This window comes from Bacillus sp. GM2 (genome assembly GCF_056155945.1).
The window spans coordinates 533,279-558,766 of record NZ_JBRKSZ010000008.1 but is presented as its reverse complement, the minus strand read 5'-3'; the positions used below and the strand labels follow the sequence as shown (position 1 = coordinate 558,766).

At 49.5% G+C, this 25,488-nt stretch carries 12 protein-coding genes and 2 pseudogenes; 10 read left to right on the top strand and 4 right to left on the bottom strand.

What is annotated here, in order from left to right:
• The first annotated feature begins 4 nt into the window (after nucleotides 1-4).
• The 3 genes and pseudogenes from licB (at nucleotide 5) to licTE (ending at nucleotide 15,441) form a co-directional block, all read left to right on the top strand.
• The gene (gene licB, locus ACVC9U_RS17515; RefSeq protein WP_441391347.1) at nucleotides 5-10,765 is read left to right on the top strand and encodes a lichenysin non-ribosomal peptide synthetase LicB; all 10,761 of its coding nucleotides are present in this window, start codon (nucleotides 5-7) and stop codon (nucleotides 10,763-10,765) included.
• 57 nt (nucleotides 10,766-10,822) lie between these two features.
• Nucleotides 10,823-14,670, top strand: a pseudogene (licC, locus tag ACVC9U_RS17510) (lichenysin non-ribosomal peptide synthetase LicC).
• Between the two features lie 3 nt (nucleotides 14,671-14,673).
• Complete coding sequence (gene licTE / locus ACVC9U_RS17505; protein ID WP_025809495.1) at nucleotides 14,674-15,441, top strand: lichenysin biosynthesis thioesterase LicTE; 768 nt, start codon at nucleotides 14,674-14,676, stop codon at nucleotides 15,439-15,441.
• A 20-nt stretch (nucleotides 15,442-15,461) separates the two neighbouring features.
• Here licTE and ACVC9U_RS17500 read toward each other — a convergent pair.
• Nucleotides 15,462-16,374 (bottom strand): annotated as a pseudogene (locus ACVC9U_RS17500) (DMT family transporter).
• A gap of 135 nt (nucleotides 16,375-16,509) precedes the next feature.
• Here ACVC9U_RS17500 and ACVC9U_RS17495 point away from each other — a divergent pair.
• Nucleotides 16,510-17,859, top strand: coding sequence for an aminotransferase-like domain-containing protein (locus ACVC9U_RS17495; protein WP_025809497.1), 1,350 nt, complete (start codon nucleotides 16,510-16,512; stop codon nucleotides 17,857-17,859).
• An 11-nt stretch (nucleotides 17,860-17,870) separates the two neighbouring features.
• On the opposite strand, the gene ACVC9U_RS17490 is transcribed toward ACVC9U_RS17495, so the two are convergent.
• On the bottom strand, nucleotides 17,871-18,551 hold the full coding sequence (locus ACVC9U_RS17490; protein ID WP_020450111.1) for a 4'-phosphopantetheinyl transferase family protein: 681 nt from the start codon (nucleotides 18,549-18,551) through the stop codon (nucleotides 17,871-17,873).
• 70 nt (nucleotides 18,552-18,621) lie between these two features.
• Between ACVC9U_RS17490 and ACVC9U_RS17485 the strand changes: the two genes are divergently transcribed.
• Entirely contained in the window at nucleotides 18,622-19,437 is an 816-nt protein-coding gene (locus ACVC9U_RS17485) for an alpha/beta hydrolase (protein ID WP_441391346.1), read from the top strand.
• Between the two features lie 40 nt (nucleotides 19,438-19,477).
• On the top strand, nucleotides 19,478-20,341 hold the full coding sequence (locus ACVC9U_RS17480; protein ID WP_165768811.1) for an AraC family transcriptional regulator: 864 nt from the start codon (nucleotides 19,478-19,480) through the stop codon (nucleotides 20,339-20,341).
• Between the two features lie 28 nt (nucleotides 20,342-20,369).
• Here ACVC9U_RS17480 and ACVC9U_RS17475 read toward each other — a convergent pair whose 3' ends face one another.
• Complete coding sequence (locus ACVC9U_RS17475) at nucleotides 20,370-21,032, bottom strand: YczE/YyaS/YitT family protein (RefSeq protein ID WP_080131238.1); 663 nt, start codon at nucleotides 21,030-21,032, stop codon at nucleotides 20,370-20,372.
• 208 nt (nucleotides 21,033-21,240) lie between these two features.
• On the opposite strand from ACVC9U_RS17475, the gene ACVC9U_RS17470 reads away from it, so the two are divergent.
• Both ACVC9U_RS17470 and ACVC9U_RS17465 read left to right on the top strand, forming a co-directional pair.
• A complete protein-coding gene (locus ACVC9U_RS17470; RefSeq protein ID WP_441391345.1) occupies nucleotides 21,241-21,384 on the top strand; it encodes a hypothetical protein in 144 nt (47 codons plus the stop codon).
• Nucleotides 21,385-21,397: 13 nt separating this feature from the next.
• Nucleotides 21,398-21,586, top strand: a complete 189-nt coding sequence (locus ACVC9U_RS17465) for a hypothetical protein (protein WP_243943576.1) — start codon at nucleotides 21,398-21,400, stop codon at nucleotides 21,584-21,586.
• Between the two features lie 8 nt (nucleotides 21,587-21,594).
• Here ACVC9U_RS17465 and ACVC9U_RS17460 read toward each other — a convergent pair whose 3' ends face one another.
• Complete coding sequence (locus ACVC9U_RS17460; RefSeq protein WP_441391344.1) at nucleotides 21,595-21,843, bottom strand: hypothetical protein; 249 nt, start codon at nucleotides 21,841-21,843, stop codon at nucleotides 21,595-21,597.
• A 237-nt stretch (nucleotides 21,844-22,080) separates the two neighbouring features.
• Here ACVC9U_RS17460 and ACVC9U_RS17455 point away from each other — a divergent pair, with 237 nt between their 5' ends.
• Together ACVC9U_RS17455 and ACVC9U_RS17450 are read left to right on the top strand one after the other, a co-directional pair.
• Nucleotides 22,081-23,742 carry a pyridoxal phosphate-dependent decarboxylase family protein gene (locus tag ACVC9U_RS17455; RefSeq protein WP_414847822.1) on the top strand — a complete coding sequence of 554 codons (1,662 nt, stop codon included), beginning with the start codon at nucleotides 22,081-22,083 and terminating at the stop codon, nucleotides 23,740-23,742.
• A gap of 14 nt (nucleotides 23,743-23,756) precedes the next feature.
• A complete protein-coding gene (locus ACVC9U_RS17450) occupies nucleotides 23,757-25,481 on the top strand; it encodes a methyl-accepting chemotaxis protein (RefSeq protein ID WP_003178861.1) in 1,725 nt (574 codons plus the stop codon).
• Nucleotides 25,482-25,488 lie beyond the last annotated feature (7 nt).

Genomic DNA, 25,488 nt, shown 5'->3' with positions numbered 1-25,488 from the left:
CCTTATGGGGAAACAAAAGATTCAAAAGGTGTATCCTTTGACACCGATGCAGGAAGGAATGCTGTACCACGCAATGCTTGATCCGGAATCTTCCTCTTACTTCACACAGCTGGAGCTTGTCATAGACGGGGAATTTGATTTGGGGATCTTTGAAAAAAGCGTGAATCAGCTCGTGCGTTCATACGATATTCTCAGAACGGTTTTTGTTCATCAGCAATTGCAAAAACCGCGCCAGGTTGTCCTGGCTGAACGGCAGGCAATAGTGGAATTTGAGGATCTTGCGGACTTGGATGAGGAAAGGCAAAAAACCCGCATTGACCGGTATAAACAAGAGGTACAGGCGGCCGGGTTTAATTTGGCGAAAGACATGCTGTTTAAAACGGCGGTCTTTCGGCTTGACCGGAAAAAATACCATCTCGTCTGGAGCAACCATCATATCGTGATGGACGGCTGGAGCATGGGGATATTGATGAAACGCCTTTTTCAAAACTATGAAGCGTTTCGAGCAAACCGGACGGTTCCGCTTGATCAGGGAAAACCGTATGCGGACTATATTAAATGGCTCGGCCGGCAGGATAAGGATGAAGCGGCATCCTACTGGGAACACCGCCTTTCGGGTTTAGAAAGCCCGAGCGTCATTCCCGGCGGAAAAACGCGGCCGGATTCAGGATCGTACCGGAACGAGGAGTTCACGTTTGTTTGGGACAAAGACATGGTGGATGCTCTTCAAAAGGCGGCAAACCGCTATCATGTCACAGCTCCCAATCTTTTTCAGGCGATTTGGGGAACAGTGCTTGCCAAATATAACAGAACAGATGATGTGGTGTTCGGCACAGTGGTGTCCGGGCGCCCGTCGGAAATTGACGGAATCGAACATATGACAGGGCTGTTCATCAACACGATCCCCGTCCGTTTAAAGATCGATAAAAACGCATCGTTTGCAGAGCTGTTTAAACAAGCACAGCAGCATGCAATTGACGCGGAACGGTACGACTATGTCCCGCTATATGAGATTCAGAAGCAATCGGCATTGGCCGGCCGCTTGATCAGCCACCTTGTCGCGTTTGAGAACTATCCGCTTGATAAAGAGCTGGAAAGCGGAACGATCCATGAGCGGCTCGGCTTTTCCATCAAGGCTGCCGGAGCTTTTGAACAAACGAATTACGACTTTAATTTGATCGTTTATCCGGGAGCGGAGTGGACGATCAAATTGAAATACAACGGCGAAGCTTTTGACGCGGCTTTCATTGAGCAGGCCGCAGGGCATTTAACGAGACTTGCAGAAGAGGCGATTGCAAATCCCGAATCAAAAGCAGGCAGCGCCGACATGTTATCAAAACAGGAGCAACAAACGCTGCTCGCTTTTAATCGAACGAAAACCGGTTATCCAAGAGAAAAGACGATTCCGGAGCTGTTTGAAGAACAGGTTGAAGCGTCTCCTGACAAAACGGCTGTTGCCGCTGACGGAAGAAGCCTGACTTACCGCAGGCTGAATGAGAAAGCCAATCAGCTCGCGAGAAGGCTGAAAGCAAGAGGCTTGATGCACGGAAATGCCGCCGCCATTATGATGGAGCGGTCGCTTGAAGCAGCCGTCAGCATGCTGGCGGTACTGAAAGCAGGAGGCGTGTACGTACCGATCGATCCCGGATATCCTGAAGAGCGGATTCGCTTTTTGCTCGAAGACAGCGGAGCAAAGATCGTCCTTACAAAAGACAGTACGCAGATTTCGCTGGAAGGGTATGAGGTACTCGCCGCAAATGCGGTGGATGCAGAAAAAGAAGATGCCGCCAACCTTGTACATGCCAACAAACCCGGAGATCTTGCCTATTACATTTATACATCCGGATCGACGGGCAAGCCGAAGGGCGTGATGGTCGAACACCGCAATATCGTCCGCCTTGTCAAAAATGCGGGCTACATCCCGCTGAAGAGCGACGTGAAGATGGCGCAGACGGGGGCTGTCAGCTTTGACGCCAGTACATTTGAAGTGTTCGGCGCACTGCTAAACGGGGGAACCCTTTATCCCGTCCCGAAAGAGACGCTCCTTGATGGAAAGCGGTTCAGAGTGTTCCTGGAAGAGACCGGAATCACAACAATGTGGCTGACTTCGCCTCTTTTTAATCAGCTCGCCCAGCAGGATCCGGGAATGTTTGCAACCCTAAATGATCTGATTATCGGCGGAGATGCCCTTGTTCCTGGAATCGTCAACAGAGTTAAACGCGAATCGCCGGAACTCTCGCTTTGGAATGGATACGGACCTACTGAAAATACAACATTTTCGACGTGTTTTTTCATCGATCAAGCATATGAGAGAACGATCCCGATTGGAAAGCCGATCGGAAATTCAACCGCCTATATCGTTGATGAACACGGCGCGCTTCAGCCGATCGGCGTGCCCGGCGAGCTGTGTGTCGGCGGAGACGGGGTGGCCCGCGGCTACTTGAACCAGCCTGAGCTGACAGATGAAAAGTTTGTCGGCGATCCTTTTGCCGAAGGGAAGCGGATGTACCGCACGGGCGACTTGGCAAAATGGCTTCCCGACGGGAATATCGAATTTCTCGGGCGGATCGATCATCAAGTGAAGGTTCGCGGCTTCCGGATCGAATTAGGCGAGGTTGAAGCGGCTTTGGCCCGCCTTGAGGGAATTTCAGAAGCGGCTGCTGTCATTCGGGAAAACAATACCGGAGAAACCGAGATTTGCGCCTACTACACTGCAGTTGGCGCGAGGCCGGCCGCACAGCTGCGGACAGAGCTGTCCCGGTCGCTTCCGGAGTATATGATTCCGGCTCATTTGATCGAACTCGACAGCATGCCGCTGACAGCCAACGGAAAGGTTGACAAACGGCAGCTGCCGGCTCCTATCGCTGAAGAGACTGACAGATTCGAAGCGCCGAAAAATGAAACGGAGAAAATTCTGGCGGCAATCTGGGAAGAGATTCTCGGCATCAAGCAGCCGGGAATCGATGACAACTTCTTTTCCATCGGCGGACACTCGCTGAAGGCGATGATGCTGACAGCCAAAATACAAGAGCAGCTCCAAAAAGAAGTGCCGATCAAAGTATTGTTTGAAAAACCGACGATCAGAGAGCTGGCCGAATTTCTTCAAGGGGAAACGAAAGAGAAAACCGCTCCGATTGCGCCGGCGCCGTCCCGTGCGAATTATCCGGTGTCATCCGCCCAACGGCGCATGTACATCCTCAATCAGCTCGAAGAAGCAAGCACGAGCTACAATGTGCCGGCGGTTCTGCTTCTGGAAGGCGAATTGGATAAGGAGCGTCTGGAAGACGCGTTTCGGGCCTTGATCAGCCGCCATGAAACATTGCGGACATCGTTCGAATTAATCGATGGAGAAATCGTTCAAACCATCCATCAAGACGCAGTTTTTCATCTGACGGAATCAGTGGCGGAGGAAGCGGAAGCCGAAGCGGCGATCAGAGAATTTATTCGGCCGTTTCAGCTGAATAAGGCGCCGCTCGTCCGGGCGGAGCTTGTAAAGCTTGAAGAAAAGCGCCATCTGCTGATGATCGATATGCACCACATTATTACGGACGGAAGCTCCACCGGCATATTGATTCGCGACCTGGCCAGCTTCTACCACGGTGAAGAGGCGCCTGCTCCTAAGCTCCACTATAAGGATTTCGCTGTGTGGCAAAACGGGCCGGAGCATCAGGAGAAATTGAAAGAACAGGAACAGTATTGGCTCGATATTTTCAAAGGCGAGCTGCCTGTTCTCGATCTGCCGTACGATTTTCCGCGGCCTTCAAAACGCAGCTTTGAAGGCGACCGTGTCGTCTTTGGAATCAATCGAAAACTGACGGCAGACGTTCAAAAGCTGCTTTCTGAAGCCGATGCGACACTTTATATGTTCCTGTTGGCCGCGTTTAATATTTTGCTGTCCAAGTATGCGTCTCAGGAAGATTTAATCGTCGGATCGCCTGTGGCCGGCAGAACCCATCCGGATCTGCACAACATTCCGGGCATGTTTGTCAATACGCTGGCGCTCCGCAATCGTCCCGAAGGGGAAAAAACGTTTAAGGAATTTTTGCAGGAAGTCAAAGAGACAAGTCTTCAGGGCTTTGCCAAGCAGGACTATCCGCTTGAAGAACTGATTGAAAAACTGCCATTGCTGCGGGATACAAGCCGGAATCCGCTGTTCAGCGTCTTTTTCAACATGCAGAACATGGAAATCCCGACGCTGAAACTCGGAGATTTGCAGATTTCGTCTTACTCGGTGCGCCATCGCACAGCGAAGTTTGATCTGTCGCTTGAGGCCGTGGAGCATGATGGGGAAATCGGTTTGAGCTTTGACTATGCCGTATCCTTATTTAAAGAAGAAACGATCAGGCGCTGGAGCGGCCACTTCTTAAATGTGATTAAAACAATCTGCGAAAATCCCGGCATTAAGCTCCGGGACATCGAACTGCTTTCAGACAAAGAGCGCGGACTTCTCCTGGAAGAAGTGAGGCGCAGCCGGGCAGAACGCCTAGAGGAGCGGCCGTTTCATGTACGGTTTGAAGAAAAGGCGGCCGAAATGCCTGATCAGCCGGCTGTTGTCTGCGGGGAAACAATCCTCACATACCGCGGGCTAGATGAAAGAGCAAATCAAATTGCAAATGTGCTGCGAAGTGAAGGCATCGGAAAAGACGACGTTGTCGGCATTATGCTGGATCGTTCTGCAGAGGTCGCCGCGGCAATTCTCGGCGTAATGAAATCAGGGGGCGCTTTTTTGCCGATTGATCCGGAAATGCCGACGAGCAGGATTCAATATATGCTGGAAGACAGCAAAGCCCGCTGGCTCTTAACAGAACATTCCCATCAAGCTGCTCTCGCAGATTGGTATAACGGGAGATTGATAGATGTCAGAAAAGACACGCTGATGGCGAGCAAAAAACGACCGCATCCAACCACGGACGGAGCGAGTCTGGCGTACATCATCTACACATCCGGAACGACGGGCCGGCCGAAAGGCGTCCAGCTCGAACACCGGAATCTGGCAAACTACGTTTCCTGGTTTATCAGTGAGGCGCGCCTGTCAGCTTCGGATAAAACGATGCTTTTGTCTTCCTATGCGTTCGATCTCGGATACACGAGCCTTTTCCCGGTGCTGCTTGCCGGAGGAGAGCTGCATATCGTCCCGAAAGAAACGTATACAGAACCGGAGGCATTTACTCATTATATCGGTGAACAAGGGATCACATATATTAAGCTGACGCCGTCGCTTTTCCATACGGTCGTTCAGCCGCAAAGCTTCGCTTTGGCAAAGGGGCTTCAGTCATTGAGATTGATTGTACTAGGGGGAGAAAAAATCAATCCGAAAGATGTGGCGCGGTTCCATTCCCGCTATCCGAACACCAGATTCATCAATCATTACGGTCCGACGGAAACGACGATCGGAGCCATCGCTAAACCGGTCGAGCCGGACATGATCGGACAATTCGCCGAGCGTCCGACGATTGGACGGCCGATTTCGGGCGCCGGGGCACTGGTATTGGACGCCTCCCGCCGGCTTGTTCCCGCCGGAGCAGCAGGCGAGCTGTATATAACGGGAAGCGGGCTTGCGAGAGGATATGTGAACAACCGGGAACTCACGGCTGCGAAGTTTATCGAAAATCCTTACACACCGGGCACATTCATGTACCGGACAGGGGATCTCGTCCGCCGTCTTCCGAATGGAGAGATTGAATTTTTGGGGCGGACGGATGATCAGGTGAAAATCCGCGGCTACAGAATCGAATTGAAAGAAATCGAAGAAGCCTTTATCGGACTTGATGATATAGAGCGAGCGGTCGTTCTTTCCTTTACGACTGACTCGGGGTTAGACGAACTGTGCGCTTATATTCAAGCGAAACGACAGCTGCCGGTTTCCGAACTGAGAGAGCGTCTTTCCGAGCGGCTGCCGTCGTATATGATCCCGTCATACTTCGTAACAGTGGATAAAATGCCGCTTTCGGCAAACGGAAAAGTGGACCGCAGCGCGCTCCCGGAGCCGCAAAGTCTAAACGGACGAAGCGATTCGTATAGAGCGCCGTCAACCGAAATTGAAAAAGCCCTCTGCGGCATTTGGGAAGAGGTGCTTGGCGTTCGGAAGGTCGGACTTGACGACAATTTCTTCGATCTTGGCGGACATTCATTAAAAGGAATGATGCTGACAGCGGAAATCCAATCCAGGCTCGGAAAAAAAGTACCGTTAAAAACGTTGTTCGATTGTTCGACCGCCGGCTTGCTCGCCCGCAGTATTGAAGCATCCGAAGGACAGTCACAACAAAGCTCGATTCAGCCTGCCGAAAAACGCGACTGGTATCCGGTTTCATCCGCTCAGCAACGGATGTATGCCCTCCATCATTTTGAAAAGAACGGAACGGGCTACAACATGCCGTCTGTCCTCATGATGGAAGGTGTACTTGATACGGATCGTTTAAAACGGGTGTTCGCCGACTTGGTGAACCGCCATGAATCATTGCGAACCGCATTTATTGAAATCGATGGCCGTACCGTTCAAATTGTCCATGAAAAAGCGGACATTGACTTAAAGGTTATTCATATTCGTGAAGAGGATGCAGAAGCGGAAATCAACCGCTTTATCAGACCGTTTGATCTTAGCACCGCTCCGCTGATCAGAGCCGAGCTGCTTTCTATCAGCTCTACGCGCCATCTGCTTTTGATTGATACACATCATATTATTGCGGACGGCGTTTCCAGAAGCCTTTTCGTCAAAGAAATCGCACAGCTTTATAAAGGCGCTTCGCTCCCTGAGCCGAAGCTGCACTACAAGGATTATGCGGTGTGGCAGCAACAACCTGACCAGCAAGAAAACATTCGGAAACAGGAAGATTTCTGGCTGCGTCAGTTTAAGGAAAGCGTTCCGGAACTCAGCCTTCCGCTCGACTTCCCGCGTCCTCCTGTCCAAAGCTTTGCCGGGGACCGTGTTCACTTTAAAGCATCAAAAGACGTTGCCCTTAAAATCCGCCGCTTGACGGCGGAAACGAACACGACGCTGAATATTGTGATGCTCGCCGTTTTTAACCTGTTTTTAAGCCGTCTATCCGGCCAAAACGATATTGTCGTCGGTACAGCGGCAGCGGGCAGAACGAATGCTGATCTGAAAGACATGCCGGGAATGTTCGTCAATTCGTTGGCGCTGAAAAACCATGTGCCTGATCAAGCATCATTCAGCGAGTTTTTGGAAGAGGTCAAAAACAACAGCCTCGCAGCCCTCGACCATCAGGACTATCCGTTTGAAGAGCTAATCGCCAAGCTTGATTTACCGCGCGATATGAGCCGGAATCCGCTGTTCAATGTCATGCTGACAACGGAAGATCCTGATAAAGAGACGCTCGATTTAGACGGTCTGACAATCAAGCCGTATGAGATTTCACATGCCGCTGCCAAGTTCGACCTGACACTTGGGGCTTTTGAAAAAGATCATGAAATTGGTCTTCAGTTCGAATATGCAACAGATTTGTTTAAGAAACAAACGATCGAGCGCTGGAGCGGATATTTGCTTAATCTGTTCGAAGCGGTTGCCGAAAATCCGGATGCCCGCCTTTCAGATATTTCGCTTCTGGATGAAGCGGAAAAACGGCGGATCGTCCAAAATTGGAATGAGACGAAGCTCGCTGTGCCGCAGGACAAAACGGTCCATGAGCTGTTCGAAGCACAAGTCCTCCGTACGCCTGACCGCGGGGCAGCGGTTTACAACGGCGTGAAGTGGACGTACAAAGAGCTGAACGCGCGGGCGAACCGTCTGGCCCGGCTGCTGATCGAAAAAGGGGCCCGCCCTGAACAGCGGATCGGGATCATGGTCAAGCCTTCGCTTGAAATGGCCGCTGGCGTGCTCGCAATTTTGAAAGCGGGAGCGGCCTATGTGCCGATCGATCCTAGCTATCCGGCTGAGCGGATCGGATACGTGCTGAAAGACAGCGGCGCAGAGCTGCTTTTGATGCAAACAAACTTAGCCGCACCTGAAGAATTCAGCGGTGAAACACTTCTTCTTGATTCGATGCTGAGCGAAGAAATCACAAAAGACGATGAGGTGAACCCGCAGGCAGGTACACACCCAAACAACCTGGCCTACTTGATCTACACATCGGGCACGACCGGCCAGCCGAAAGGCGTCATGGTCGAACACCAGTCGCTTGTGAATTTGTGTTATTGGCATAATGATGCATTTGCGGTCACTGAAGAGGACAAAAGCGCGAAATATGCCGGCTTTGGCTTTGATGCTTCCGTCTGGGAGATGTTCCCGTACTGGATCGCCGGAGCGGAGCTTCACATCATCGATGAAGCGATCCGGATGGATATTACGCGCTTAAATCAATACTTTGAAGAGAACAAAATAACGATCACGTTCCTGCCGACACAGCTGTGCGAACAGTTCATGGAGCTGGACAACCAGTCGCTGCGCGTGCTGCTTACGGGCGGAGACAAGCTGAAGCGGATCGCAAAACGCTCCTACACGCTCGTCAACAACTACGGGCCGACGGAAAACACGGTCGTCGCGACGAGCGCGGTGATTGACCCTGATGAAGGAATGCTTTCAATCGGAAAGCCGATCGCCAATACGCGGGCGTATGTGCTCGGACAAAACAACGAAGTCCGGCCTGTCGGCGTTGCGGGTGAGCTGTGCATCGCCGGCCGCGGGCTTGCGCGCGGCTACTTGAACAAACCGGAGGAAACGGCGAACCGTTTTACGGAAGACCCGTTTATGCCGGGCGAGCGCATGTACCGGACGGGGGATGCGGTCAAATGGCTGGAAGACGGACGGCTTGAGTACATCGGCCGAATCGACCAGCAGGTGAAAATCCGCGGCTTCCGGATCGAACTTTCTGAAATCGAAGTCCAGCTCGCGCGCCTCTCTGAAGTGCAGGAAGCTGTCGTCACCGACATCGAAGATGCCTGCGGCAACAAAGCGCTGTGCGGCTATGTCGTTGCGAATCAACAGCTTGATACAGAAAGCCTCGCCCGGAAGCTGGCACAGACGCTCCCGGACTATATGGTACCGGCGTATTGGGTGCAGCTTGAAGAGCTTCCGGTTACGGCGAACGGAAAAGTCGACCGAAGGGCGCTGCCTCAGCCTGACGTCGAAGCGCAGACAGCCGAATACAAAGCGCCGCGCACCGAAACGGAACAGCTGTTGGCGGACATTTGGCAGGATGTTCTCGGTCTGGACCGAATCGGAATCACAGATAATTTCTTCGCGCTCGGCGGAGACTCGATCAAAGGAATTCAAATGGCAAGCCGGCTTCAGCAGCACGGGTGGAAGCTGGAGATGAAGGACTTGTTTCAGCATCCGACGATCAGAGAGATCAGTTCGTATATTGAATGGGCCGATGCTAAACCGATCGATCAAGGACCTGTCGAAGGGGAAGTCACATTGACGCCGATTCAGCGCTGGTTCTTTGAACGCAAATTTACGAACGAGCATCACTGGAATCAGTCGGTTATGCTTCACGCGCCTTCAGGATTTGACTCGGAGCTCGTCGAACAGACATTGGCGGCATTGACAGAGCATCATGATGCCTTGCGCATGGTGTATCAAAAGAAAAACGGCCGCCTCATTCAATATAACCGCGGGCCGGGCGACCGTTCGTTCGCCTTTCGAGTGGTTGACCTTCGATATGTCACCGACATTAAAACGGAAATCACCGCCCAGGCAAACCGTCTTCAGGCAAGCCTTGATCTCGAAAACGGGCCGCTTGTAAAAGCTGAACAGTATCAAACTGCGGAAGGCGACCATTTGCTGATCGTCATTCACCATTTGGTGATCGACGGCGTGTCATGGCGGATCCTGCTGGAAGACTTTGAATCAGGCTACTCGCAAGCCGCACAGCAGCATGACATTGTCTTCCCTGACAAAACCAATTCGTTTAAAGATTGGGCAAAAGAGCTTGAGGCATATGCGCAAACTGAACGCTTTCTTAAAACGGCCGATTATTGGCGCAGCCTTGAACAAGAGCGCATTTGCGAGCTGCCGAAAGATCGGGCTGCCGCAGAAAGAAAAGCGGAAAACACTTCTGCTGTTACGTTTGAATTAAGCGAAGCGGAGACGCGTCTGCTGCTGACGAAAGTGCATGAGCCGTATGGAACGGATATCAACGACATCCTGCTTTCCGCCCTCAGCCTGACGATCAGAGAATGGACGAACGGCTCCAATATTTGCATCAATATGGAAGGACACGGCAGGGAGGAAATCATTCCGGGGATGAATATTTCGAGAACGGCGGGATGGTTTACCGCACAATATCCGGTTATTTTAAAAAGCGAAGCAGCGGCAGGATTGCCTGAGACCATTAAAAACGTCAAAGAAACCATTCGGCGCATTCCTGACAAAGGAATCGGCTACGGCATTCTTCGCTACTTAACAGACCGGAAAAAATCCGGTGCCGATTTCTCGATCAAGCCTGACATCCGCTTTAACTACCTGGGGCAGATCGACAGGGAGGTGCAGACCGATTTCTTCGGACCTTCTTCTTATGATATGGGCAGACAGGTTTCTGAAAGGTCTGAAGCACTCTATGCGCTGAGCTTCAGCGGCATCATCAGCAAGGAAAAATTCATCCTGTCATGTTCATTCAATACAGAGGAATATGACAGACAGACCGTACAAGGGCTGATGGACAGATTCAAAGCTTCCCTAACGGCATTGATCGACCATTGTACAGCTAAAGAGGAGCGCGAATTTACACCGAGTGATTTTTCTGCCGGCGATCTTGAGATGGAAGAAATGGGCGACCTGTTTGACGTCCTTGAAGAAAACTTGAAATAAACACCGAGGACTTGCCCGCTTGTTAAGCGGGCGAGCCTATGAAAGGGGGATACGATCTTGAGCCAGTTCAAAAAAGAACATGTCCAGGACATATACTATTTGTCGCCGATGCAGGAAGGGATGCTGTTTCATACGCTGCTGCATCCGGGGCAAGGCTTTTATATTGAACAAATCAGCATGCAGGTGAAAGGCTCTTTTCAAAAAGATATATTGGAAAAAAGCATGAATGTCATCATCGGCAGGTATGATATATTCCGAACCGTTTTCGTTCATGAAAAAATGAAACGTCCGGTTCAAGTCGTTTTAAAGGAAAGGTCATTTCAGGCAGAAGAAATTGATCTATCAGGACTTTCTGAAGCAGAACAAAATGAGAGAATCGAAGATTATAAACGAAAAGATAAAGAAAAAGGGTTTAACCTCTCAAAAGACATTCCGATGAGAACCGCGGTTTTTAAAAAGGGACAGGACCGTTACGAATGGGTGTGGAGCTATCATCATATTCTTCTGGACGGATGGTGCTTCGGCATTGTCGTACAGGAACTGTTTGAAGTGTACAACGCGCTCCGCGAAAACAAGCCATACAGCCTCGGGCCCGTCAAACCTTACAAAGACTATATTAAATGGCTTGAAAGTCAGGACAAACAAAGATCGCTGGCTTACTGGGAACATCATTTAGACGGATTCGAAGGGCAGACGACGTTCAGCGAACAGCGGAAAAAACCGGAGCAAGCCGGCAATCAGCCGGGAGAACTGCTGTTTACACTTCCAAAAGAAGATACAGAAGTGTTCACACAGCTTGCAAAAGCGCATCATACCACGTTGAGCACGGCTCTTCAGGCGGTGTGGTCGGTGCTGCTCAGCCGCTATCAGCGATCCCGCGATCTGATCTTCGGTACAGTTGTGTCAGGCCGCCCCGCTGACATTCAAGGTGTCGAGCACATGGTCGGTTTGTTTATCAATGTCGTCCCGAAACGGGTAACCTTTGGCGCGCAAACGACCTTTACGGAGCTGGTCGCTGAATTGCAGAAGCAGGCGCTTGAAGCTGAGCCGCATCAATATATGCCGCTCTATGATATCCAAAGTCATATAGCAGCGCCGAACTTGATCGACCACATTATCGTTTTTGAAAATTATCCGCTGCAAGAAGCCAACAAACAGCACGAAGAAAAAAATCTCGGCTTCACAATGGATGATATCACCGTTTTTGAAAAATCGAATTATGATCTGAATTTGCTCGCCTCACCGGGGAAGAAATGCTGCTGAAACTCGCATACAACAGGAATGTCTTCGAACCATCTTTCATCTTGCAGCTAAAAGAACAGCTATTGACAGCTATTCGCGAGATCATCACAAATCCGGAGCAGCCGCTTGACGACATTTGTGTCGTATCCAAAAAGGAAAAAGAGCGCCTTCTCCATGAATTTAACGGCCAAGTCCAACGGAAGCAAACCGGGCTGACGATCCCGCAACGGTTTGAGCAATGTGCTGAAGCGCTCCCGGAACAACCCGCGGTATCAGCGGCCGGGCGGACGCTGACATATCGGGAATTGAACGAACAGGCGAACAAGGTCGCGCATCTTTTGCGCAAAAAGAACGTCGGCCGCGGCGAACCTGTCGCTCTTTTGTTCCGCCGTTCGCCGGAAATGGTCATCGCGATACTCGCCGTCTTAAAAGCAGGGGGCGCCTATCTGCCGATTGACCCGGAATATCCTGAAGCGCGGATTCAGTATATGCTGGAGGACAGCGGGGCTGTTTGCATGTTGACACAAGAAGAGCTTGCCGGACAGGCGGCGGCGCTTTCTTTTCATCAGAATACGATCTTGATCGACGATCCGGCGGTGTCTGCAGAAAGCGGGCGAAACCTTGAAATTGCCGTCGAACCGGACGACCTTGCTTATATCATGTATACGTCAGGCACAACGGGAAAACCGAAAGGCAATCTGACGACACATGCCAATATTACAAGAGTTGTAAAAGAGACAAACTACATCAGCCTTTCCGAGAAAGACACCTTGCTGTCCCTTTCAAACTATGCGTTTGACGGCTTCACATTTGATGTGTACGGCGCGCTTTTAAACGGAGCAAAGCTGGTAGTGGCCGATCAGGCGACGATTCTCCATATCGGCAAGCTGACAGAAACGATTCAGAAGGAAAACATCACGGTCATGTTTGTGACAACGGCGCTGTTCAACCTCCTGGTCGATGCGGGAACAGAGTGGATGAAAGGGATTCGCAAAGTTCTGTTCGGCGGAGAGCGCTCATCTGTCAGCCATGTCAAGAAAGCATTTGCCGCCATGGGACCGGACAGGATCATTCATGTATACGGGCCGACGGAAACGACCGTCTTCGCGACGTTCTATCCGGTCAACCGCATTGAGGACAGCGCGGTTTCCATTCCGATCGGCAAGCCGATAAACGAAACCAATGCATACATTCTGACGGAAAATAACCGGCTTCAACCGATTGGAGCGGTAGGTGAATTGTGTCTGAGCGGTACAGGGGTATCGCGCGGCTATTTAAACAGGCCGGAACTGACTGCGGAAAAATTCGCGCCGCATCCGTTCAACAGCGGTGAAACGATGTACAGGACAGGGGATCTGGCCCGCTGGCTGCCGGACGGCAATATCGACTTCATCGGCCGGATCGATGATCAAGTGAAAATCCGCGGCCACCGAATTGAGCTCGGTGAAATCGAAGAGGAGCTGATGCGCTGTCAAGGCGTAAAGGAAGCCGTTGTAATCGCCAAGAAAAGCGGGAATGGGGATGCGGCGCTCACCGCCTATGTCGTCCCGGTGCGGGGAGCTGTGGTTTCGAACGAGGAGGTTCGCCGCCAACTGGCTCGGAATCTCCCGGCTTACATGGTGCCGGATGCATATATGATGCTTGAAGAGCTGCCGCTCACCGCAAACGGAAAAGTCAACCGCCGCCTTCTTCCTGAAGCAGATGGCCGGCCGAATCCAACAGAGCACCGTGCACCTCGCAATATGACGGAAGAAAAGCTTGCGATCATTTGGTCTGAGGTTCTCGGCAGACAGCAGATTGGAATAGACGAGAACTTTTTTGAAATCGGGGGACATTCATTGAAAGCTATGGCTGTCACCTCCCGGATGCTGAAAGACCTCGCCATCGATGTTCCGGTGAATGTGTTGTTTGAAATGCCCACAATCGAGGGCCTCGCGGCTTATATCGACCAGGGCGGACATGCGGATGACGTGAAAAAAACCGTCTTCAATCAGGAAAGCACCCGCCATTTGTTCGCATTCCCGCCTGTCCTCGGCTATGGCATCGTGTACGGCAAACTGGCCGAACAAATGCCGGAATATAAGATTCATGCGTTTGACTTTATAGAAAGCGATGACCGCGCCGTGCGCTACGCAGAAGCCATCTCCGGCCTTCAGCCAGAAGGGCCGCTGACATTGATCGGCTATTCGGCCGGCTGCGGACTCGCCTTTGAAGTGGCGCAAACACTCGAAAAGAACGGGCGGAAAGTCGAAAAGCTGCTGATGATCGATTCATATATGAAGAACGGTGTCAGCGATTTAGAAGGGCGGTCAATTGAAGCTGATACAGCTGCTCTGATGGAAGCCAACAAGGACAATGAATATATGAAAATCAAGACGGTTGCCGATGGCATCGCCAAAAAGATGGCAGCCTATTATTCTTACTTTGTTAACCTTGTCCATCAAGGAACGGTCAGCTGCGAGATTCACTTGATCAAATCAGAGCACGCGAAACCGCTCCCGGAATGGCTTTCGACGTGGAAAGAAGGAACGGAGTCTTCTTATGATGAATATCAAGGTGCTGGAAGACATGATGAAATGCTCGCGGACGTCTTTGTCAAAACCAATGCAGATCTGATCAGACAGATTTTGGGCGAACGTGCCGCTGTAATCGGGGGTGCATGATAAATGAACGAGATCATTAAGCAGTTTGGAGCGCCGGCAGGCGGCACGCAGTTGATCTGTTTCCCGTTTGCCGGGGGATATTCGGCATCATTCGGACCGCTTTATGAACATTTAAAAGCAGATTTTGAAGTACTGGCCATCGAACCGCCTGGACACGGAACAAATCGAATGGCGTTTGTCGACAATTTGGAAGAACTCGTCGATCTGTATATAGCGGTGCTCAAGCCGAGGCTCTCCGCTCCATTCGTACTGTTCGGCCACAGCATGGGCGGGATGGTTGTTTACAGGTTGACGCAAAAGCTTGAACAAGAAGGCATCTTTCCGGCAGCTGCGGTGATTTCAGCGATTCAGCCGCCTCATATTCAGCGGCAAAAAGTGTCCCACAAAAATGATGACGCATTTCTCGACCATCTCATCCAGCTTGGCGGAATACCCCAACAACTGAAAGATAACAGGGAAGTCATGAACTTTTTCCTGCCGTCATTCAGAGCGGACTACAGAGCGCTTGAGACGTTCTGCCATACGGATCATACGCCGCTCATGTCGCCTGTTCATATCCTGAACGGAGATCGCGATGAGAAATGCATGAAGGATGCGCATGGCTGGAAAAAGTGGGCGCGTACGATCGATTTCCACTATTTCAAAGGCGGCCATATGTATCTTTTAGCAAAAACGGAACAAGTAGCCGCGAAGATCAAAACGATTGCCGCGGCCAGCCGCAAGGAGGCCCCGCCCGGCAATATAAAGAAAAACGGAAAATCGGTGTGTTGAAACAGCCGATTTTCCGTTTTTTAGCCTTTTTTCAGCCGACTTTCCGGCCTGACCATCGTCGCTCCGATCAGTCCGGCAATAATCATCCCCGTTCCTGCGAAGTGAAACCATTCAAGTGATTCTCCCAGCCATATGATCCCAGCCAAAATCGTCACCAGTGTCGCCAGATGATTAAACATGCTGATTTTCGCAGCTTCTATTTTTGAGAGAGCATAATTAGATAAAAATGATGTCGCAAACGATGACAACACGCCCAAATACAAAACCGAAAGAATAAACACCGGATCAGTGAAGGGAGCAAAAAATCCGCTCAGCGTGCCGTCTGCCATGTGACTGATCCCGGCGATGCCGTTGAAAAAGAGAAATCCCGCACCAGTGGTCACATATGTTAATTCAAGCGAATTGAAGGTGCGTGTCATCTTTCTAGCGAGCACACTGTAGCCCGCCGATGAAAGCGCCGAAAGCAAAATCAGCGCCGCCCCTCTCAAATCGGAGCTTCCGGTGCCTGCGCTTTTCATCATAAAGATGCAGGCCACCCCCGCCCGCTGACAAGACGGTGAAAAAGAATTGCCGCTTCGTAAACCGTTCATTTAAAAAATAAGCGGCGAATATCATCGTAAAGATCGGGATCGCCGCTTGAATGATGCCGGCTTCAGACGAAGACGTGTAGACGAGCCCAAACACTTGAAAAGCAAAAAACATGACAGGATAAAATAAAGCTAAAGGCAGTACCTTCAGCGCATCTTTCATGCTGATGCCGATCTTTACCCATCCAAGCAGAAGGGGAAAAAGCGCGGCCAAAAAAGCGACCGTAAAGCGATGGGCCAGAATATCGACCGGATTCGCTGCAGTGAGAGCCAATTTGACAAAGAAAAAAGAAAACCCAATGATAAAAGCATAGAGCAAAGCTGCCGCATAAGCAGATTTGTTCAAAGTCGATCATCTCCGTTAAAGTATGCATGCAATACAGATATTTTACCGGCTTCTGTCATCTTATACGGAAGCGAAATCTGATACAATACAAAAAAACGGAATCTGTACCGTTACAGATTGGCGAAGGAGACGAACATGCACAAATATGTAGCGCTGATGAACGAATTGGAGGATATGATCGAAGACAAATCCTTTCAGGAAGGGGACAGGCTGCCGTCCATCCGCGAGCTGTCCGTACGCTTCAAAGTAAGCAAAAGCACGGTCATCAGGGCGTTTAGCGAGCTGGAGAGACAGCACCTCATCTACTCAGTGCCGAAAAGCGGCTATTACGTCGTGAAAAAAACGAATCAGCGACCAAATCCCGGAAAGGCTGTGATCGATTTCTCAGCATCTGCTCCTGATCCTGATGTCTTTCCATACATCGATTTTCAGCATTGCATCAATAAAGCCATTGACACATACAAAAACGATCTGTTTATCTATGGGACGCCGAAAGGTCTTCCGTCATTAATCGAGGCCATACAAAAAGAGCTTGCCAACGGCCAGGTGTTTGCGAAAGAGGAACACATTTTTATTACATCAGGCGTGCAGCAGGCCCTCGCTCTGCTCGCTTCAATGCCTTTTCCCAACAGGAAGCGGAAAATTCTGATCGAACAGCCGAGCTATCATTTACTGATTCAATACCTTGAAGTTCACGGCATACCCGCAATCGGCATCGAGAGAACCGCTGAGGGCATCGATATGGACGAGCTGGAGCAAATTTTCCAAACCGAAGACATCAAATTCTTTTATACGATGCCGAGATTCCACAATCCGCTCGGGACTTCCTATACGGAACGGGAAAAAATGGCCATCGTCAAGCTGGCGGAAAAGTATGACGTCTATATCGCCGAGGATGATTTTTTAGGAGATTTGGAGAATCATAAAAAGGCGGACCCGTTACATTATTATGACGTTTCTTCACACGTCATTTATTTGAAAAGTTTCTCCAAGATTATTTTTCCGGGTCTGCGGGTCGGAGCCGCTGTGCTGCCCGATTCTCTGACAGATGTGTTCAACCGGTACAAACAGCTGCTCGACATTGACAGTTCCATGCTGTCTCAGGCCGCTTTGGAGATCTATTTGAAGAGCGGGATGTTTGAAAAGCATAAGCAAAAGATCCGTTCTTCCTATCAAAAAAGATCATGCCTTCTGCATGATCTGCTAAAAGAATGTGCCGCGTCACTGGGGGATGTGCTTGAATTTCATCCACACGGCCATCCGGCCATCCACACCCACATCGAATTTGACCGGACGATCCCGGCGTCCCGTCTGATCAAAATCTTACAAAAACGGAACGTCCTGCTCGAACCGGTAAACGCTCATTATATGTCGGCCTTTCCAAAAAGAAATCTATTAAAAATCAATACGTCCAATGTAAAGGAAGACGACATCCGCCGCGGCATCGACCGCTTGCGGCAAGCGGTGGAAACCGCTTATTTTTAGAGCGGAACTTTTTAAAGCGTTGACAGTTCAGCGCAGCTTTTCATCACAATGCGGTCTGGAAATTCAGGTGCGGCGGAACACACCGCCATTTTATAGCCTGGGTCAATTTCATAGGCTTGGATATAGCAAGGCGGATAGCCTGGGGGAGTTTCCACCGAAGCGCGTCCTTGTTCGTTCAGTTTGACGGAGAAGGAATCAAGCGGCAGAGACAGGCCTTTTCCCGCCTGTTTGATAAAGCTTTCTTTCATCGTCCACAAATGATAGAAATACGACAGGCGCTCTGAGTCGTCCTTTTCCATGAGATCATGGTGCTCTGAAGGAGAAAAAAACCGCTCGGCAATGTCGAAATTGATCGGCTTGATTTTTTCGACATCCACTCCGATCGGCTTGGTGCCAGCTCCGCACACGATCCAGTTTCCGGAGTGGGAAATGTTGAAATGAAAGTCGTTCAGACCTTCAGCAGCCGGTTTGCCGTACCTTCCTTCCGTAAAACGGATCTGATCGTTCGGTAAATGAAACGTTTCACTGATGATGTGCCTCGCCAGCACTTCCCCGATCAGCGTCCTGCTGGCATCTTCGGGATATCTGTATCTGCCCACTTTTTTGCGCTTTTCTTCAGACACCATGGCCATCATTCGGTTAAATTGGCCGGCTTCCGGCAGCTGATCCATATAAACGGCGTAAATCTTCATCAAATGCAACCTCTTCACATGATATTTTTTCTGCTTTCATTTTAGCAAACAGGCAGCAGGAAAGATAGGCATGATACCTGTGCAGAATGGAGTGATGAACATGATAGACGGAACATTGATAAAAGATACATACTTCGGGAGGGAGCTTTTGATCTATCTTCCTCCTTCATACGGAAGCAGTAATAACCGCTATCCCGTCCTATACGTACACGATCTGGGCGATTTGTTCGATCCGGCACACAGCGGCAGTTTGCCCTCAATCGAAAAGCTGTTTTCGAATCAGGAAGTGCCGGAATTGCTGCTGGTCGGAGTGGCTCCGAAAGACAGGGAAAGCGAATACACGCCTTTTCCCAAACCGCATTTGCTGCCGAATAAACGGGCGTACGGCGGGAAGGGCAACGAATATGCCGCTTTTTTGGCCAATCGGCTTAAGCCCTATATCGACAGGCGCTACCGAACAAATCCAAGCCGTGAACATACAGGAATCATCGGAAAGTCGTTCGGCGGATTGATCTCGGTTTACACGGCGTATTTAGCATCTAAGACATTTGGGAAAATCGGATCTTTGTCAGGGTCTTTCTGGTTTGAAGGAATGACCGAATTTATGAAGAATAACCGCTTTGAAAATGAGCATCTGCGCATTTATATGGATGTCGGAAGCGCAGAAGGGGCAGACAGGGATAATCTGCAGAAGGAGATGATACCGAGGACGAAGGAAGCCTTCAGCCTGTTAACCGAAAGCACCGCCTTCGAAAAAGAACTGAAGTTTGTCATTGATGAAGGAGGCTTACATCGGCTTGAGAGGTTTGCGAACCGTTTTCCGGAAGCCGTCAAATGGCTGTTCGGCTCCTGTCACAACAACGCACGGAATGACAGGAATGTCTGATTGGCATGAAGTATCGTTGTAAACGAGAGGAGCGGAAGCAATGGACATTCTGAATCGTTTGGCTGAAAGCATCGATTATATTGAAAAGCACTTGGATCAGCCGCTGAAACACGAAGAAATCGCCAAAATCGCATACTGTTCGAAATTTCATTATCAGCGGATGTTCTACATGCTGACGGGTGTCACGCTTGCCGATTATATTCGGAAAAGAAGGCTGACAGTCGCCGCGCAGGAGCTGGCTGCTTCACAAATAAAAGTGATTGATGCTGCTTTTAAGTACGGCTACAACACACCGGAATCATTTTCAAAGGCATTCAGCCGCCTTCATGGCATCAGCCCTTCACAGGCCCGTGAAAAAGGCCGGACGCTCAGGGCATTTCCGCGTCTTTCCTTTCATATTCAAATAAAAGGAGTGGAGGATATGAATTATAAGGTTGTTGAAAAAGAATCGTTTCAGGTGATCGGCAAAGCGTTGGAGGTTACGGTGAGGAATGGTCAAAACAAAAAAGATATTCCGGCTTTTTGGAACGAATTAAATCACAACGGCTTTACCGATTCTTTGAAGCCGCATATCGGCCAACTCGGCTTCCTTGGCGTCTGCATGGATTTTAATGATCAAGCTGATACGTTCCATTATGTCATCGGGGTCGAAAAAACAACGGCTGACACGCCTGACGGCTGTGTCGAAAAACCGATTCCTGCCGCAACATGGGCCGTATTTGAGGCCGTCGGTCCCGTCAATCCCGCTGTTCAAGCCACATGGGAAAGGATCTTCTCGGAGTGGTTTCCGGCAACGGGCTATGAACTGGCAAACGCTCCGCAATTTGAAGCTTATCCGAAAGACGGGGACATTATGGCGCAAGAACATATCACAGAGATTTGGATACCAGTAGTAAAGAAATAAGTCTGAATGAAAAAAACGGATGAAACGCTCATCCGTTTTTTTTCAGCGACATATGTACAGGCTTGGCAGTTCTGATGCGCCTTCCTGTCATTGCTGCTTTTAAAAGCTGTTTGGACTGCGGCAAAGAAAACCGCAAAATCAGGCCTGTTAAAATGGCGGTTAAAACAGTGCCGATGCCGATCGGCCCGCCAAGCAGCCAGCCGATCAGTAAAATCGTCAGCTCCATTCCGTTGCGGACCCACTGAACATTCCAGCCCGTTTTCTCGGAAATCAAAAGCATCAAGGAGTCGCGCGGACCCGCACCAAGATCGGCCGACACATAAATGCCGACTCCGTAACCGATAAAAATGACGCCGATCACGAATACGACAGTGCTTGAAATATACGTTTCCGGGTCTGGAAGAATATAAGTAAAGAAATCTATAAAAATACCGATTAACAGCATATTAAGCACGGCGCCGATTTTCGGCCATGCTTTTGTAAATAAGGACGTTAAACCTACAATAACCGCCCCGACAATAATCGCCCATTGGCCGACCGTAAGGCCCAAAAGCATATACAGCCCGTAGTGAAACGCATCCCAAGGACCGATGCCGAGCACTTTCCCTTCAATCGTAAGAGAAACCCCAAAAGACAAAACAATCAATCCGACAAAATAAAAAAGCCAGCGCAAAACAAGTTCCCGCTTCAATGGATTCCCCTCTTTTCAAAAAAAACAATCGATTGTCATTGTATCACATTCTTCAGAACGGATAAATGCGGATTTCGGAATGCGGCTCTTCGATTTACATAATTATGATGATATTCCAATTGATGAAAATGATGTATGATAGCTGTGGAGATACATTTTCCATTATGGAGGGGAGAAATTCAGAGTTTGATAGCGGATCCTGACCCGTTTGTTTCTTTCGACGAGCATCATTGGCCAGCTCTATTTGACAGAGCCGATGGGCGAACGGAGCGCTTGGGCCGTTCTTGTATGCTGGCTCTTTGCTGTCATTGCGGTTCAGCAGTTTGCAGCGAAAAAACAGCAGATGTTATGAAAAAAGGAGGGGAATGGCGTTGATTTTTTTAGTAAGGCTGATCTGCCTTGCCTTTTTAGCCTGTCTCGCGCTGTTGCTTATATTGAACTATGCACCTTTTCTGGCGATGCCCGTTTGGATCGCTTTGATCATTGCCTTAATCGTCTGCCTGTATCTTGCCTTTATAGAGGAAATGAAGGAATGGAGAAGACGAAAGCACTGATCTTTTCTTCAACGTTTTTTCTTGGATGAAAGAACATTTGCCAAAACGAAATAGATGACGGCCGTCCCGGACACAAACAATAAAAATTCTTTCCACTCTCTTGCCGTCATGTATACAAGGCGGCGGATTTCGAGATGTTCATCCAAGTAAAAAGCCTGGGTATATGCGCTGACTATCATGCCGGTAAAGGCGAATAGACCGAACACATTGAGCACCATTCTCATACTGAAAGTCTTTTTCTCTGTTCCGTGTTTCATTTTAAAGAAATCCTTTCCAATATGAATTTATTATTCTATTGTACGGAAATATCGATAAAATGTTTCGAAAACTTCTTAATCTATCGTTAAGAAGTTTTTTTATTTAAAAGAAAATGTAAAAGATAAAACAATTTCATGAACTTTTTGAGCGAAAGCCTAAAAATATAGGAATATTATACCGATATGGTAAGTGAAAACTTTTTCCGAAATATTAAAGACAAGGCAGGAGAGAAAATCATGCAGCAACGCAATACACCGGATGTACAGAGATGGTTTCCGAGCGAGGACGGAAATGAAGCAAAACGAAACGAGTTCCTATCATTGATCGAGCAGCTGATCGAGGGAGTGGACAACCTGAAAAATCCGGATCAGGTCAACCTTGGCGGCGAGAAGAACCGAGAGGGCTTCTTTTATGAAAAGCTGGTTGCAGAGAGTCGGATTCCGCATGAAGGTGCGCCGATGAAAGAGGTTAACGAAGAGCTGTTGAAGCTGTTGCACGGCCATCCGTATCACACCAAATACTTTTTCACGAACATTCTGCCGATGGCCAGCATCCCGGGGATATTAGGCATGCTTACGGCGTTTATGGTCAATGGCAACAACCTGTGGGATGTGTACGGTCCAGCCGGAGCGGAGGCGGAAGTGAAGGTTACAGCGATGATGTCAAAGCTTGCTGGGTATGATGCCGAAACAAGCGGAGGATATACAACGTGGGGAGGACAAGGGGCGGTATACAGCGGCCTCAGAATCGCGATTGCCAAAATGGCTCCGTCATCCCTAAAAGAAGGGGTTCCCGGCAATTTCTATGCGTTTTGTTCTGAAGCGGCTCATTACAGCTTGTATAAGTCGATGGAAGCCGCAGGACTCGGCAGCGATCATTTAATTAAAGTCAAAACAAATCTCGACCATTCCATGGATACGGAAGATTTGCGAGAGAAGCTTAGACAAGTATGCGAAGCCGGGGGCATTCCCGTCTATATCGTAGCCACGACGGGAACGACAGATGCGATCGGCATCGATGATGTGAGCGCTGTCCGCCGTGCAGCTGAAGAAACCGCGAAGAGCTTCGGGCTGCCGGTTCCGCATATCCACGCCGATTCCGCCCTGGGAGGATTTTTTGCCTTTTTTAATGAGTACGATCTGAATGAGAACGCTTTATCCTTCAGTCCCGGTGTCCTCAGCATGATCAAACCGATTCAGGAAAAAATGAGACAACTGCACGCAGCAGATTCGCTTTGCTTTGATTTTCAGAAGCTCGGACAGACGCCTTATGTGACAAGCCTGTTTCTTGTGAAGGATCGCAATGACTTAAAACGGATCGATCTGGATCCCGATGAGACGCCGTATGTCGGCCACCGCGGCTATGGGGACTACCATACGGGCTACACGCTGGAATGTTCGCGCATGGCCAGTTCGATCAGTATGTACAGCGCATTGATGGCATTTGGCTATGAAGGCTATCAAAAGCTGCTTGCCCAGTTCCTTGAAGTCAACCTGCATTTTAGGGAACAGCTGTCTCGGCAGATTCCGGAGGCCGATATTGTGAACCCGGACAACTGCGGCATGTCTACGCTGTTTCGCATTTATCCTGAAGGGGCGCCTAGATTTGAAGACGAAATTTCGGGAGCATGCACCATTGAAGAGCTGGAAAGAAACAATGCGCTTACTGAAAAATTATTTGAAAAGCTCGGAACAAAAAGGGACAAGATGTTTTTTGGCGATACGAAAAAACACTTGCTTGTGAAGTCCTGTGAAGGGGTTGAATTACCGCTTTGCGTCAGCAAATTTTTCGTCATTTCTCCGTATACCATGCCTGAACATGTCCCGGGAATTATCGATTATTTAAAAGAAACTATTGAGGAAGTCTTCCGGGAGCATGGGTCTCTCATGACAAATTAAAGGGGATATAGACGATGAAAACGTTGAAGAAAAAGCTAACAGAACACATTTCAGTCAAAATTATGATTGGCGTCGCCTTAGTGCTTTTAATCACGATCGCATCATTTTCAGCCGTGTTTACTTTTATCAGCAAAGACTTGTCAGAGCAGCTGAAACAGCAGTTCCAAAACCGCCTTTATACCGATATTCATCTTGCTGAAAATCAAATCAAACGTCTGGACGGGAATCCGCTTGAGATCGATTCCGCAGACGGTCCGCTTTACAAGCAGACAAAAATGGCTGTGGACAGCCTGAAAAAGAAAAACAAACTTGAGAATATTTATATCCTTTCCAATGAAGGCGGGAAGGAGCGGATTCTCGTGCTGTCGGATACGCCCGATGATTTCGGCACGGATTACAGCTTTTCTCCTGAAATGAAAGAAGCCTTGACGACAAACAAAGAGACGGTAAGCGACGTGTATGAGGACGAATACGGCATCCACCAGTCGATTTTTCTGCCGCTTGAGAACGGCTCAGGAGAAAAGGTGGGAATTTTGGGGATCGACCTTGATGCTTCCGTGATTCCGGAGACAGCGGCAAAAGCGAAATGGTATACAATTGCGATCTCAGCATTTGTCTTGCTGCTCGGAATGGTCATGGCTTATTTTCTCGGTTCTTACATCGCGAAGCCGATCAGGCAGCTGATGAAGGCTTCAGAAAAAATTGCCGACGGCGATCTATCGGCCGACATTTCTGTCAAGAGCCGGGACGAAGCAGGAAAGCTTGCCGAATCGTTCAAGCGGATGAGCGAAAATTTACAACAATTGATTGGACATATTTCAGCTTCCTCTGAAGAGGTATCCAAGACGAGCCTGCAGCTGAAAAATGTATCGGCTGAATCGAGCGAAAGCGCAGCTCAAGTGGCTGAATCGATGAACAGCATGAGCGAGGGAATCAACGAGGTTGTCTCTTCAGTTTCGGATTGTCATACATCGGCTGCCGAAATCGATCAGCAGCTTACACATGTCACAGAAAAAGTGAACGAGATGAAGAACGTTGCCGAGGGCGTCAGCAAGGATTCCAAGACGGGGCAGGAGCTTGTCGAAGAAACATTGCGGCAGACCCAGACGATTAAAAACGTGATGGAAGAGTCCAAACAAGCGGCATCAGAGATGCAAAACCATACAGAAGAAATTGAAAAAGTCATCGGAATGATTTCCTCTATTGCTGAACAGACGAATTTGCTGGCGCTCAATGCTTCCATTGAAGCCGCCCGGGTCGGTGAGGAAGGCCAGGGCTTTGCGGTTGTTGCCGGAGAAGTCAGAAAGCTTTCTGAACGTTCGGCAGATGCCGCTTTATCCGTTTCCCAGCTTGTGGCGGGCACGCAGGAGAGCAGCCGGCTTGTCATGGAACGCATTCAGGAAGGAAACGAAGCGGTTGACAAAGGGCAGATTTTAATCAATGGCACATATGAGAATTTTTCAGGAATTTTTAAAGGAATTTCTCAATTCGCCGAACGCACAGATCAATTGCTTCAGTCCTTGTTAAAAGTCGAAAAATCGTATCAAACCATTTCGTCTGCGATGGAGCAGATTTCCGCCGTTACCGAAGAGCAGGCGGCAGGCTCTGAAGAAGTCGCTGCGGCAGCGGAGCAGCAAAGCGCCGGCATGCAGGAAATAGCATCGGCCATTCAGCAGCTCTCCGCTTTGTCGGAAGAATTGAATCAGGCGGCATCCAAGTTTAAACTGGCCGCTGAATAAAAAGAAC